This is a genomic window from Pseudomonas sp. GV085, assembly GCF_003050925.1.
Lineage (GTDB): Bacteria > Pseudomonadota > Gammaproteobacteria > Pseudomonadales > Pseudomonadaceae > Aquipseudomonas.
Genome location: NZ_QAOV01000015.1, coordinates 1 through 13,351, shown reverse-complemented (window position 1 = coordinate 13,351; position 13,351 = coordinate 1). Strand labels below are relative to the sequence as shown.

General features: G+C 62.2%; 11 protein-coding genes and 1 pseudogene. 8 read left to right on the top strand and 4 right to left on the bottom strand.

From position 1 onward, the window contains the following. Positions 1-66: 66 nt before the first annotated feature. The 3 genes and pseudogenes from C8K63_RS31280 to C8K63_RS25460 all read left to right on the top strand — a co-directional run. Positions 67-1,356, top strand: a pseudogene (locus tag C8K63_RS31280) (HAMP domain-containing protein); the annotation flags it as partial. Positions 1,357-1,458: 102 nt separating this feature from the next. Continuing rightward, positions 1,459-2,214, top strand: a complete 756-nt coding sequence (locus C8K63_RS31275; RefSeq protein ID WP_371319125.1) for a methyl-accepting chemotaxis protein — start codon at positions 1,459-1,461, stop codon at positions 2,212-2,214. 306 nt (positions 2,215-2,520) lie between these two features. Next, complete coding sequence (locus C8K63_RS25460; RefSeq protein WP_108219192.1) at positions 2,521-4,197, top strand: MFS transporter; 1,677 nt, start codon at positions 2,521-2,523, stop codon at positions 4,195-4,197. Positions 4,198-4,325: 128 nt separating this feature from the next. Here C8K63_RS25460 and C8K63_RS25455 read toward each other — a convergent pair whose 3' ends face one another. Genes C8K63_RS25455 through C8K63_RS25445 form a run of 3 tightly spaced genes read right to left on the bottom strand, consistent with a single transcriptional unit; the run spans position 4,326 to position 6,631 of the window. After that, positions 4,326-5,642, bottom strand: a complete 1,317-nt coding sequence (locus C8K63_RS25455) for a sensor histidine kinase (protein ID WP_108219191.1) — start codon at positions 5,640-5,642, stop codon at positions 4,326-4,328. Beyond that, complete coding sequence (locus tag C8K63_RS25450; RefSeq protein WP_108219190.1) at positions 5,639-6,307, bottom strand: response regulator transcription factor; 669 nt, start codon at positions 6,305-6,307, stop codon at positions 5,639-5,641. Before C8K63_RS25450 ends, C8K63_RS25455 begins: the two co-directional genes overlap by 4 nt. Positions 6,308-6,310: 3 nt before the next feature. After that, complete coding sequence (locus C8K63_RS25445; protein ID WP_108219189.1) at positions 6,311-6,631, bottom strand: PepSY domain-containing protein; 321 nt, start codon at positions 6,629-6,631, stop codon at positions 6,311-6,313. A gap of 225 nt (positions 6,632-6,856) precedes the next feature. Between C8K63_RS25445 and C8K63_RS25440 the strand changes: the two genes are divergently transcribed. The 4 genes from C8K63_RS25440 to codA all read left to right on the top strand — a co-directional run bounded on the left by C8K63_RS25440 (position 6,857) and on the right by codA (position 10,764). Further along, a complete protein-coding gene (locus C8K63_RS25440) occupies positions 6,857-7,936 on the top strand; it encodes a hypothetical protein (RefSeq protein WP_108219188.1) in 1,080 nt (359 codons plus the stop codon). A gap of 74 nt (positions 7,937-8,010) precedes the next feature. Further along, the gene (gene queD / locus C8K63_RS25435; protein WP_108219187.1) at positions 8,011-8,367 is read left to right on the top strand and encodes a 6-carboxytetrahydropterin synthase QueD; all 357 of its coding nucleotides are present in this window, start codon (positions 8,011-8,013) and stop codon (positions 8,365-8,367) included. 208 nt (positions 8,368-8,575) lie between these two features. Continuing rightward, positions 8,576-9,397, top strand: a complete 822-nt coding sequence (locus C8K63_RS25425) for an alpha/beta fold hydrolase (protein ID WP_108219185.1) — start codon at positions 8,576-8,578, stop codon at positions 9,395-9,397. A gap of 122 nt (positions 9,398-9,519) precedes the next feature. Continuing rightward, on the top strand, positions 9,520-10,764 hold the full coding sequence (codA, locus tag C8K63_RS25420) for a cytosine deaminase (protein WP_108219184.1): 1,245 nt from the start codon (positions 9,520-9,522) through the stop codon (positions 10,762-10,764). A gap of 109 nt (positions 10,765-10,873) precedes the next feature. Here codA and C8K63_RS25415 read toward each other — a convergent pair whose 3' ends face one another. Further along, positions 10,874-11,866 (bottom strand): diaminopimelate epimerase, encoded by a 993-nt coding sequence (locus C8K63_RS25415; protein WP_108219183.1) that lies wholly within the window; start codon positions 11,864-11,866, stop codon positions 10,874-10,876. A 166-nt stretch (positions 11,867-12,032) separates the two neighbouring features. Between C8K63_RS25415 and C8K63_RS25410 the strand changes: the two genes are divergently transcribed. Next, positions 12,033-13,184 (top strand): MFS transporter, encoded by a 1,152-nt coding sequence (locus C8K63_RS25410; protein WP_108219182.1) that lies wholly within the window; start codon positions 12,033-12,035, stop codon positions 13,182-13,184. Positions 13,185-13,351: the final 167 nt, after the last annotated feature.

The following is a 13,351-nucleotide window of genomic DNA, read 5'->3' as shown; positions in this document are numbered from 1 at the left end:
AAAGAAAGCCGGATCGCGGCCGCTACAGGGCAAAGTCTCAGATATTTATCGAATAAGGACGTCTCCATGCCACTCAGACAACTTTCCATTCAATGGAAAATCACCCTGCTGGCCGGGTTGTGCCTGGCGGGCATCGTGACCCTGCTGGTGGGTCTTTCGCTGTACCGCATGGAGCACAGCTCCGGGCTGGTGAAAGCCTCGAGCATGGAGATGCTGACCGAAGCGGCCCAGGCGCGGATCGAGTCCCAGGGCGAAAACCAGGCGCTGGGGATTCGCCAGCAGTTCATGGACGCCTATCAGTACGGCCACGGCTTCTCGCGGCAGGTGCTGTTCCTGCGCGACCAGGCCGAGAAGCGTTTTCTCGATGCCTTCGACCTGCGCGAAGACCTGACCCGCCAGGTCAAGTCGGCCCTGCAAGCCAACCCGGAACTGCTCGGCCTGTCCCTGGTGTTCGAACCCAACGGGCTGGACGGCAAGGACGAACTGTTCGCAGGGCAAGCGGAACTTGGCAGCAACGACAAGGGCCGTTTTGCCCTCTACTGGTCGCAGCCGACGCCGGGCAAAGTGACGTCGATGGCACTGCCGGAAAAGGACATGGCCGATACCAGCGCCGGCCCCAGCGGTGAAGCGGCCAACGCCTGGTTCACCTGCCCGCGCACCACGCTCAAGCCGTGCGTGATCGAACCCTACTTCTATGAGATCGACGGTCAGAACGTGCTGATGACCAGCATCGTTTTCCCGCTGATGGTCAACGGCAAGGTCATGGCCTCGCTGTCGGTCGACATCAACCTCAACAGCCTGCAAGCAGTCAGCCTGGGGGCGAGCAAGAAACTCTACGACGGCCAGACCAGCGTCAGCATCATCAGCCCGGCCGGCCTGCTCGCCGGCTACAGCCCGGACGCCAGCAAACTCAGCCAGCGCCTGGATGCCGTGGACAAGGCCAGCGGCGCCGAACTGCTGCGCATGCTCGCCGCCAGCAGCAAAATCGCCAGCCTGCACAGCCAGCAGCAACTGAAAGTGCTCGCACCGTTCCAGCCGATTCCCGGCGGTAAATCCTGGGGCGTGTTGCTCGACGTGCCGGAGAAAGTCCTGGTCGGCCCCGCCGAAGCCCTGAAAAAGCAACTCGATGACAGCAATACCACCGGTACGCTGGTCGAGCTGGGTCTGGGGGTACTCGCCGCGCTGCTGGGCCTGGTGCTGGTGTGGCTGATGGCCCGCAGCGTCACCCGACCGATCCTCGGCGTGGCACACATGCTCGAAGACATCGCCAGCGGCGAAGGTGACCTGACCCGCCGACTGGCTTACGACAAGCAGGATGAGCTGGGCCAACTGGCCGGCTGGTTCAATCGTTTCCTCGACAAGCTGCAACCGATCATTGCCGAAGTGAAACGCTCGGTGCAGGACGCCCGCAGCACCGCTGACCAGTCGTCCGCCATCGCCGCCCAGACCAGCGCCGGCATGGAGCAGCAATACCGTCAGGTGGATCAGGTGGCGACCGCCTCCCACGAGATGAGCGCCACCGCCCAGGACGTCGCCCGCAGCGCCGCGCAAGCGGCCCATGCCGCGCGGGATGCCGATCAGGCGACCCGCCAGGGCCTGACCGTGATCGACCGCACCACCGCCAGCATCGACAACCTCGCCGCCGACATGAGCGCGGCCATGATCCAGGTCGAAGGCCTGGCCGCCAACAGCGAGAAGATCGGCACGGTACTGGAAGTGATCCGTGCGATAGCCGAGCAAACCAACCTGCTGGCCCTCAACGCCGCGATCGAAGCGGCCCGTGCCGGTGAGGCCGGACGCGGTTTTGCCGTGGTGGCCGATGAAGTGCGCAACCTGGCGCGGCGAACCCAGGAGTCCGTGGAAGAAACCCGTCTGGTGATCGAACAACTGCAAAACGGCACCCAGCAGGTGGTGGGTTCGATGAACAACAGCCATCGTCAGGCCCAGGGCAGTGTCGAGCAGGTTGGCCAGGCCGTGACGGCACTGCGCCAGATCGGCGACGCGGTGACCGTGATCAACGACATGAACATGCAGATCGCCAGTGCCGCCGAAGAGCAAAGCGCGGTGGCCGAGGAGATCAACAACAACGTGGCGACCATTCGCGACGTGACCGAGTCGCTGTCGGGCCAGGCCAATGAATCGGCGCGGGTCAGCCAGTCGCTCAACAGCCTGGCGAACCAGCAGCAGAGTTTGATGGATCAGTTCCGCGTCTGAACCCGGCAAGTCCCCTGTAGGAGCGAGCCTGCTCGCGATGGCGGTGACACATTCAACATCAATGTGTCCGACACTCCGTCATCGCGAGCAGGCTCGCTCCTACATTTGTTTCTGCGCGCAGCCCAACAAAATGATGGCGAGTGGATATCTGCCGCAAGCGGATTATGCTTCAAGGAACCTTGCAGCATTTTGTGGCGTCAACCTCTATGCAAGACCCGTAATCCGATGACATCAGCCCCAGGGCCTGGGTACGGTAATTGATGGTGGGAACTCCGGCCTACAACAAGAGCAAGACGGAGAATACTCATGACGGCAATCTACGGCACAGCCACGGGCAGCACGCCCAACCGCGGAATCACCAGGGAGGAGCGCAAGGTCATCTTCGCCTCGTCCCTGGGCACCGTGTTCGAATGGTATGACTTCTACCTGTACGGCTCCCTCGCGGCGATCATCGCCAAGCACTTCTTTGCCGGCGTCAACGAAACGACTTCCTTCATCTTCGCCCTGCTCGCCTTCGCCGCCGGCTTCGCCGTCCGGCCCTTCGGCGCCATCGTGTTCGGCCGGTTGGGCGACATGATCGGGCGCAAACACACCTTCCTCATCACCATCGTGATCATGGGTATTTCCACGGCTGTGGTGGGTTTGCTGCCCGGCTACGCGACCATCGGCGTAGCCGCGCCGGTCATTCTGATCAGCCTGCGCCTGCTGCAAGGCCTGGCGCTGGGCGGTGAGTACGGCGGCGCAGCGACCTACGTGGCCGAACACGCACCCAAGGGCAAACGAGGCTACTTCACCTCCTGGATTCAGACGACCGCCACCCTCGGTCTGTTTCTTTCACTGTTGGTGATCCTCGCCTGCCGCACCGCTCTGGGCACAGAAGCCTTCGAAGCCTGGGGTTGGCGGATTCCATTCCTGCTGTCGATCCTGCTGTTGATCATCTCGGTGTACATCCGCCTGCAATTGAGCGAATCACCGGTGTTCATGAAAATGAAAGCCGAAGGCAAGTCCTCCAAGGCACCGTTGACCGAGTCCTTCGCTCGTTGGGACAACCTCAAGATCGTGATCATGGCCCTGCTCGGTGGTACCGCAGGTCAAGCAGTGGTCTGGTACACCGGGCAATTCTATGCGCTGTTTTTCCTGCTGCAGACGCTGAAGATCGACCCGCAGACCGCCAATTTGCTGATCGCCGGCTCGCTGCTGATCGGTACGCCGTTCTTCGTCATTTTCGGCAGCCTGTCCGACCGCATCGGACGCAAAGGCATCATCATGGCCGGCTGTATCCTGGCGGCCGTGACCTATTTCCCGATCTTCCATGCGTTGACCCAGTACGGTAGCCCGGACGTGTTCATTGCGCAGGAGAAGAATCCGGTCACGGTCATCGCCAATCCCGGCCAGTGTTCGTTCCAGTTCGACCCGGTGGGCAAGGCCAAATTCACCAGTTCCTGTGACCTGGCCAAGACCGTGCTGGCTAAAAAGGCCATCCCCTACAAGAACGTGAACGCCGAGCCGGGCGCTGTTGCGCAGGTGCGCATTGGCGAGAAAGTGATCGAGAGCTTCGAGGGCACCGGCATGCCGGCCGCCGACTTCAAGGCCAGGAACGACGCCTTTGCCGCCAACCTCGTCACTGCCCTCAAGGACGCCGGCTACCCCGAGAAGGCCGACCCGGCCAAGACCAACTACCCGATGGTGCTACTGCTCCTGACCATCCTGGTGATCTACGTGACCATGGTCTACGGGCCGATTGCCGCCTGGCTGGTGGAACTGTTCCCGGCGCGCATCCGCTACACCTCGATGTCGCTGCCCTATCACATCGGCAATGGCTGGTTCGGTGGCTTCCTGCCGACAGTGGCGTTCGCCATGGTGGCGGCCACTGGGGATATCTACTACGGGCTGTGGTATCCGATCATCATCGCGGTGATGACGGCTGTGCTGGGTATTTTCTTCATGCCGGAAACCAAGGATCGGGAGATTCATCACACATAAGCCAGACACAACACAAATCAATGTAGGAGTGAGCCTGCTCGCGATGGCGGTGTGTCAGCCAACATTTTCATCGACTGACACTCCGCCATCGCGAGCAGGCTCACTCCTACAGGGTTCTTGGTGTGGCCTCAGGTGTGTTTGGGCAACTCGATGACGACCTTCAATCCGCCCCACTCGCTTTCCAGCAACGACAGTTTGCCGCCCCAGCTATCAACGATATCGCGCACAATCCCCAGCCCCAAACCATGCCCCTGGGTTTGCTCGTCCAGCCGTGTCCCCCGACTGAACACCTGATCACGACGCTCTTCGGGAATGCCCGGCCCATCATCTTCCACACTCAGTTCAAACCCCTCCGCCCGCTCGACCACACTCAGCCGCACCTCGGCATCCGCCCATTTGCAGGCGTTGTCCAGCAGGTTGCCCAGCAGTTCCAGCAGGTCTTCACGATCCCAGGGCAATTGCAGGCCGGTCGGTGCGCGGTAGCTCAGCGCCAGGTGTTCGCCATGGATCATGTTCAGGGTTGCCAGCAGTCCGGGGAGTTCAGCATCGCAATCAAACAGCGCGCCCGGCAGCGCATCGCCGGACAACCGCGCACGATTGAGTTCGCGATTGAGTCGTTGCTCGACCTGTTGCAGTTGTTCCTTGAGGGTCTTGCGCAGTTGCGGGTGCGCCTCAAGCTGTTCGCTCGAGGCCAGGCTCAACAGCACCGCCAGCGGCGTTTTCAACGCGTGGCCGAGATTGCCCAGGGCATTGCGCGAGCGCTTGAGGCTGTCTTCGGTGTGGGCCAGCAAGTGGTTGATCTGCGCCACCAGCGGCTCCAGTTCCACCGGCACCCGATCGTCGAGTTGCGAGCGCTGGCCCTGTTGCAACTGCGCGATTTGTTCGCGCGCCTGTTCCAGCGGGCGCAAGGCGCGGCGCACGGTGATCCGTTGCAGCAGCAGGATCAGCAGCAACCCGGTCAAACCGAGGCCCAACCCGAGCTGTTGCATAAGCCGGAAACTTTCGCGTATTGGCGTGTAATCCTCGGCGACGCTGATGGAGATCGGCACCCCCGAACGTCGATAGTCCGAACGCAGGACCAGCAACTGCTGCCCTTCCGGCCCCAGTTGCAGGTTGCCATGCAGGCCGGTGTGATCGAGCACCGGCAATTCCTGATCCCATAAAGAACGGGAACGCCAATGGCCGTCGGCGAGATCGATGCGGAAATAATGCCCGGAAAACGGCCGCTGATAGGCCGGTGACAGGCGTCGTTCATCCAGTTGCAAGCCCTGCGGCCCGCGCACCAGTGCCGCCAGCAGGTTCTCGCTGTCGTTGCGCAACCCGGCTTCGAGGTAGCGCTGCAAACTCATTTCGAACAACCACAGGCTGGTTTGCGCCAGTACCAGGCCAACGACCACCATCACGCTGATCAGGCCCAGGCTCAAGCGGCGCTGGATCGATCTCACCGGGCTTGCCCGCCGAACAGGTAACCCTGGCCGCGACGGGTTTCAATCACACTTTTGCCGAGCTTGCGGCGCAAATGGTTGACGTGGACTTCCAGCACATTGGAATCGCGCTCGGTTTCACCGTCGTAGAGGTGCTCGGCGAGGTGGCTTTTGGAGAGGATCCGCTCGGGGTGCAGCATGAAATAACGCAACAGGCGAAACTCCGCGGCGGTCAGCTGAATGTCCGCACCGTCGCGGACAACGCACTGCCGACCTTCGTCCAGGTGCAGCCCGGCGGCCTGGAGCGTTGGCTGGTTGACCTGGCCATGGGAGCGGCGCAGCAACGCCTGGATGCGCAAAAACAGCTCTTCGGGATGAAAGGGTTTGGTCAGGTAATCATCGGCGCCGGTCTTCAGGCCTTCGATGCGCTCGGCCCAGGAACCACGGGCGGTCAGGATCAGCACCGGCGTGGCCAGCCCTGTGGCGCGCCATTGCGCCAGCACCTCCAGCCCCGGCACACCCGGCAAACCGAGGTCGAGGACGATCAGGTCATAAGGTTCGGTACTGCCCTGAAGCACCGCGTCGCGACCATCGGCCAGCCAGTCCACCGCATAACCCTGGCGGTCAAGGCCGGCCAGCAGTTCGTCGGCCAGGGGCACATGGTCTTCCACCAGCAGCAAACGCATGGATCAGTCTTCCTTGTCTTTGAGTAAACGGCCGGTGGTGGCGTCGATGCCCAGTTCGCGGACCACACCTTCAGGGGTCAGCAGTTCGACTTCATAAATGTAGACGTCGTGTTTTTCTTCGAGCTCGGCTTCCAGCAGTTTCGCGCCGGGGTAGCGATCCATTGCCTGCTGCAACAGTTGCTCCAGCGGCAGGATCACGCCCTGTTGACGCAGGCGCAGGGCTTCATCCTGGTCCAGGTCGCGGGCCATCACTGCCGAGCAAAAAGCCAGAAGCACCAGCGCTATCCAGCTGCCGGTGCATCGCTTGAATAGAAACACCTTCATTACCAATCCTGATGATTCTTGAGAACCTGCCCGCTGACAGCGTCTGATTCCAGATCCCGGTCGGTGCCAGTGGTGTGAGCTTCTCGAAAGCCACTATGGTATCAGCGTCGCGCTACCTCAGCGTTGCGTCGGGGTCCAGGCGAGCCACCTTAACCCGCTGAACTTAATTGAATCTGAATTGCCATCATCACTGACACCGCAGCTCCTACACACATCGAGACCGGTATGACCGCCATCCACATCAAGTTCCCTTCCCTGACCCTCAAGGCCGGTCCGCGCGCCTGTGCGCACATCCGCGCCAACGGCCTTAACGCCGCCGAGGTCGGCACCTTGCCCGGTGCGGCCGGCGGTCCGAAGGCGCTGGGGATTCAGGGACTGGACCTGGCGCTGTTCGGCGAGTGGCTGCCGGCGGCACCGCGGGAACGCTCGCTGATTGGTGCATCAGTGGGTTCCTGGCGCTTCGCCAGCGCCTGTCTGCCGGACGCCGCCGAGGGCATCCGGCGTCTCGGGCAGCTGTACACCGAGCAGAATTTCGCCAAGGGCGTGACCATGGCGCAGATCAGCCAGAGTTCCCGGCGCATGCTCAATGAGCTGCTCGACGGTCGCGACGCCTCGATCCTCGGCAACAGTGATTACCGCCTGAACATCATGGTGGTCAAAAGCCACGGCCTGCTGGCCGACGATCATCGCGGCCGCCTCGGGCTGGGTCTGTCCTCGGTCATCGCCGACAACCTGCGCGGCCGGGCGCGGCTGGCCCGGCACTTCGAACGCCTGATCATCCACGACCCGCGCCTGGCGCCGCCGGTCAATGCCTTGAATGACTTCCCGTCGCGCTTCGTCGCCCTCAACGCCGGCAATTTGCGCCAGGCCTTGCTCGCCTCGGGCTCGATTCCGATGGTGATGGAAGGGGTGCGCGACCTGCCGGGCGCCGGCACCGGGACCTTCCGCGACGGCGGCCTGCTGGATTACCACCTGGACCTGCCCTACAGCGGCAACGACATTGTGCTCTACCCGCACTTCACCGACCGGGTGATTCCCGGCTGGTTCGACAAGACCCTGCCATGGCGCCGCGCCTGCCCGGCACGCTTGCAAAACGTGCTGCTGCTGGCGCCGTCGAAGGACTACCTGGCGCGCCTGCCCTACGGCAAACTGCCGGACCGCAACGACTTCAAGCGCTTCATGGGCGACGCCCCGAGCCGGCAGAAATACTGGCGCACGACCATGGATGAAAGCCGCCGCATGGGGGACGAATTCCTCGAACTGGCCGCCAACGGTCGCCTCGGCGAGCGCTTGCTGACCCTTTAGTCAGGACAAACTGGTAAACTCGCCACCTGCCCGAATCGCTGCGGCGAACGCCACCTGAACAGAGCTGAAAAACTGTGGAAATCTTCAAAGAATTTACCTTCGAATCCGCCCACCGCCTGCCCCACGTACCGGATGGCCACAAATGCGGCCGCCTGCACGGTCACTCGTTCAAAGTGGCAATCCACCTGAGCGGCGACCTCGACCCGCACACTGGCTGGATCCGCGACTTCTCGGAAATCAAGGAAATCTTCAAGCCGCTGTACGAGCGCCTGGACCACAACTACCTGAACGACATTCCGGGCCTGGAAAACCCGACCAGTGAAGTCTTGGCCAAGTTTATCTGGCAGGAAATGAAACCATTGCTGCCGGAGCTCAGTGCGATCCGTATCCACGAAACCTGCACCAGCGGTTGCATCTATCGCGGCGAATAAAGACCCCCCCTGTAGGAGCGAGCCTGCTCGCGATGGACGCCAGAGCACCGCGGACTGCCAGATACCACGCGTTATCGTTGACGTTCTTCGCGAGCAGGCTCGCTCCTACAAGGGACCTGCGTTTTGTCAGGGAAATAAAGAACAGCCTTCATCGGCTGTTTTTTTATGCCTATGCTTTTGCGTCTTCCCCCGCCAAGAGGACAAACCCATGACTGACTGGCCGCTGGATCAGGTCTTTGCCTTCAACGGACATCAGGTGCGCTACGCCGTGCGCGGCGACGGCCCGCCGCTGGTGTTGGTGCATGGCACGCCCTTTTCTTCTTGCGTGTGGCACCGGATCGCACCGTATTTCACGGCCACTCACCGCGTCTACTACTTCGATTTGCTGGGCTATGGGCAGTCGGCGCAACCCGACGCCGATGTCTCGCTCGGCGTGCAAAACCAGTTGCTGGCACAGTTGCTGGAACATTGGGGCCTGGATCGCCCCGACGTGGTGGCCCACGACTTCGGCGGCGCCACCGCCCTGCGCACACATCTGCTCAACGGCAAGGATTACCGCAGCCTGACGCTGATCGACCCGGTGGCGCTGACGCCCTGGGGTTCGCCGTTCGTGCAGCATGTGCGTCAGCATGAAGCGGCGTTCAGCGGACTGCCCGATTACATCCAGCGCGCCATCGTGCCGACCTATATTCGCGGGGCCATCCAGCGCGAAATCCCCGACGCCGAACTCGCCCCCTATGTGCAGCCATGGCTGGGAGAGCCGGGGCAAGCAGCGTTCTATCGGCAGATCGCGCAGATGGACGAGCGTTATACCCGTGAAGCTGAGGGGCTGTACCCGACGATACGCTGCCCGGTGCAGATTCTCTGGGGTGAAGACGATCAGTGGATTTCCATCGAACGCGGGCGCGCGCTGCACCGGATGATTCCAGGGTCGCAGTTTTATCCGATACCCAACGCCGGTCATCTGGTTCAGGAAGACGCGCCCGAAGCCATAGTCGCGGCGCTGCTGCGGTTTTTGCCTCGGCAGTAATATTCCTGAACAAACCCCATCCCCACATTTGGACTGCGCTGATCAATGTCACTGGCAAGAGTTGCCGACACCGAGCTAACGTAGAGGTATTGCCTACACGATTCGCCAAAAGGACTCGCCCGATGCACATCATCAACGCCCGTCTGCGCAACCAGGAAGGCCTGCATGAGTTGTACCTGAAAAACGGCCTGATCAGCAGCATCACCCGCCAGATCGAAGCCCCGACCCTGGGCCCCGACGATCTGGATGCTGGCGGCAATCTGGTGGTGCCGCCCTTCGTCGAGCCGCACATCCACCTCGACGCGACCCTGACCGCCGGTGATCCGCGCTGGAACATGAGCGGCACGCTGTTCGAAGGCATCGAGTGCTGGGGCGAGCGCAAGGCGACCATCACCCTGGAGGACACCAAGGTCCGGGCCAGGAAAACCATTCAGGCCCTCGCCGCCCATGGCATCCAGCATGTGCGCACCCACGTAGACGTCACCGACCCGCAACTGACCGCGCTCAAGGCGATGCTCGAGGTGCGCGAGGAAAGCCGGCATCTGGTCGATATGCAAATCGTCGCGTTCCCCCAGGAAGGCATCGAGTCCTACCGCAATGGTCGTGAGTTGATGGAGGAAGCCATCCGCATGGGGGCGGACGTGGTGGGCGGCATTCCGCATTTCGAATACACCCGCGACCAGGGCGTCAGCTCGGTGAAGTTCCTGATGGACCTGGCCGAACGCAGCGGCTGCCTGGTGGACGTGCATTGCGACGAAACCGACGACCCGCATTCGCGCTTTCTCGAAGTGCTCGCCGAAGAGGCCCGCTGCCGCGACATGGGTTCACGGGTGACGGCCAGTCACACCACGGCCATGGGCTCCTACGACAACGCCTACTGCGCCAAGCTGTTTCGCCTGCTCGGGCATTCGGGGATCAGCTTTGTCTCCTGCCCCACTGAGAGCATCCACCTGCAAGGGCGCTTCGACAGTTTCCCGAAACGCCGGGGCGTGACCCGGGTCAACGAGTTGCTGGAAGCGGGCATGAACGTATGCTTCGGCCAGGACTCGATCGTCGATCCGTGGTATCCGCTGGGCAATGGCAATATTCTGCGGGTGCTGGAAGCCGGGCTGCACATCTGCCACATGCTCGGTTATCGCAACCTGCAAAGTGCGCTGGACCTGGTGACGGACAATAGCGCCAAAGCCATGAACCTCGGCGATCGCTATGGCCTGGAACGTGGGCGGCCGGCGAATCTGCTGATTCTGTCGGCAGAGAGTGATTACGAGGTGATCCGCAGCCAGGGGTTGCCGCTGTACTCGATACGCAATGGCAAGGTGTTGATGAAGCGGACGATGCCGGTGGTGGAGTTTGCTGGTCTGAGCTGAAATTTGCGTTGACCGGACTGGCCCCATCGCGAGCAGGCTCGCTCCTACAGGTTTTGTGAACGACATAAAACCTGTAGGAGCGAGCCTGCTCGCGATGGCTATTTCGAAGTCAATCCACCATTCGAGCCGTACCAAACAGACTGACCCGACTCAATTCCCCCATCTCCTCTTCCAGCAAGATCGGCGCCGTGCCACCCGGCATCGTCACCTTCACTTCCCCGGCAGTCACCCAACCTACCCGCCACGCCGCACAGGCCACCGCGCTGGCGCTGGTCCCCGAAGACGCCGTCGGCCCCTCGCCGCGCTCGAATACCCGCGCGGCGATGTGCCCTTCGGACAAGCGCGTGGCCCATTGCAGATTGATCCCCGCCGCACAGGGCTGCCCTGCCCCGGTGGGCATCGCGTAGGCGATTCGCGTCAGCCCCTCAGACAATCCCGGTTCTCGCATCTGCTCATTGCCGGGCAAGTCGTCGGCGTTTTCCACCAGCGTCACGCAATGCGGATTACCGACCCGCGCGAACTGGCTACGCGACCAGGCGCCATTGAGCGCCGACAACTGTTTAACGTGGCTGAGTTCGCGGCCGTTGAACATCGCCGTTGCAACCCCGTGAGCACTGACCGCCGCCGGCCCGAATCCCGGCTGACCCAGATCGAGCCAGAAACCCTTCACACCATCTACCTCTGCGGCTTTCACTGAAGTCTGCCCCGGCGAAGGCGTATCAGCCTTGTCGTGATGAACCCTGAGCAGACAGGCTTCGTTCTGCGGCAACAGCCCTTGATCGCTGAGGGCCTGGGAAAAAATCGTCAGTCCGTTGCCACTGCGCTCGGCCAGGGTACCGTCGGTGTTGACGATCAACAGATCAAAGGGTGGCGACGACTGAAACGGTCCGACCAGCAATCCGTCGCTGCGATGATCCTTGCTGCCGGACGGTCGAGTGCCTGGAGCCCAGCTGCAGCAAGCCTCGATTGCGGCCACCGCCCAGGCTTCGAGGGTTTTCGTTGCCTGGCTGGCCTGATCGGGCAGGTCGATACCCTGGCGGCGCAGTTCTTCGGGCGCTACCACGATGTAAATATTGCCCCGTGCATCGTACCGCTGCGCCATGGCGCCCTCCGCGTGTCATTGGAATGGCTCAACATATCGCGAAAAACAGCGGCACTGTGCAAGGATGTCGCCCTGTTTGACCGTAAAACTTTCCAGGCACTGATCGAACCCTCACCGGTCGATCACTGTCCGTTGAGGACGTGACGTTTTTTTGCCAGGGATTGATATGACCAGCCTCAACAGTCAAACCACCTTCGTTCCAGGCCGCCTGGAACAAATGTCCACGCGCATCGCCTTTTTCATCGCCGGGTTCGGCATCGCCGCGTGGGCGCCGCTGGTGCCCTATGCCAAGGCCCGGGCCGGGCTGGATGAAGGCACCCTGGGATTGTTGCTGCTGTGCCTGGGGGTGGGTTCGATCCTGGCGATGCCATTGGCCGGGATCCTGGCCACGCGTTTCGGCTGCCGGCGGGTGACGACCGGCGGCACCCTGCTGATCTGTGCCGCCCTGCCGCTGCTGGCGACGGTGTCATCGATTCCGGCCTTGATCGCGGCGCTGTTCATGTTCGGCGCGGGCCTGGGCACGGTGGATTCGACGGTCAACCTGCAAGCCGTGATCGTCGAGCGCGCCAGCGGCAAAAACATGATGTCGGGTTTCCATGGCCTGTTCAGCCTGGGTGGGATTGTCGGTGCGGCGGGTGTCAGCGGATTGCTTGGCCTGGGGATTTCCCCGCTGGGGGCCACGCTGGTGGTGATCGTGATGTTGCTGATCGCGCTGGCCAAGGCCGTGCCGCACCTGTTGCCCTACGGCAGCGAGAGTTCGGGGCCGGCGTTTGCGGTACCCCATGGCATCGTCCTGTTCATCGGGGGCATGTGCTTCATTGTATTTCTCGCCGAAGGCGCGGCGCTGGACTGGAGCGCAGTGTTCCTGGCGCAGGAACGCGGTATAGACACGGCGTATGCGGGGCTTGGTTATGCGGCGTTTGCCTTGACCATGACTGCCGGGCGTTTGACCGGTGACAAAATCGTACGGCGGTTGGGCGCGACACGGGTGATGGTGTTCGGCGGGCTGACGGCTGCCGCAGGCTTGTTCCTGGCGACGTTCGCACCGAGCTGGGAGGCGGCGCTGGTGGGTTATGCGCTGCTGGGTGCCGGTTGTTCGAACATCGTGCCGGTGCTGTACACCGCAGTCGGCAAGCAGACCGTCATGCCCGAAAGCATCGCCGTGCCGGCCATTACCACCCTGGGTTATGCGGGCATTCTGGCGGGACCGGCCGTGATCGGCTTCATCGCCCATGGCAGCAGCCTGAGTTTTGCCTTTGCCTTGATGGCGGTGCTGCTGGTGGCGGTGGCGATTGGCGGGAAGGTGTTGAAGGTCTGAAAAGCTTCGCTGGCAAGCCAGCTCCTACAGGGGTCCGGTACAACCGTCATTTTGCGGGTGTACGCAAAACCCGTAGGAGGGGCCGCCTCGTCTTCGACGCCGCGCTGTCGCGCAGCAAACTGAGGGAGCTAGAGTTGAAGAGCGTGCGCGGGGCAGAGACCGTCATT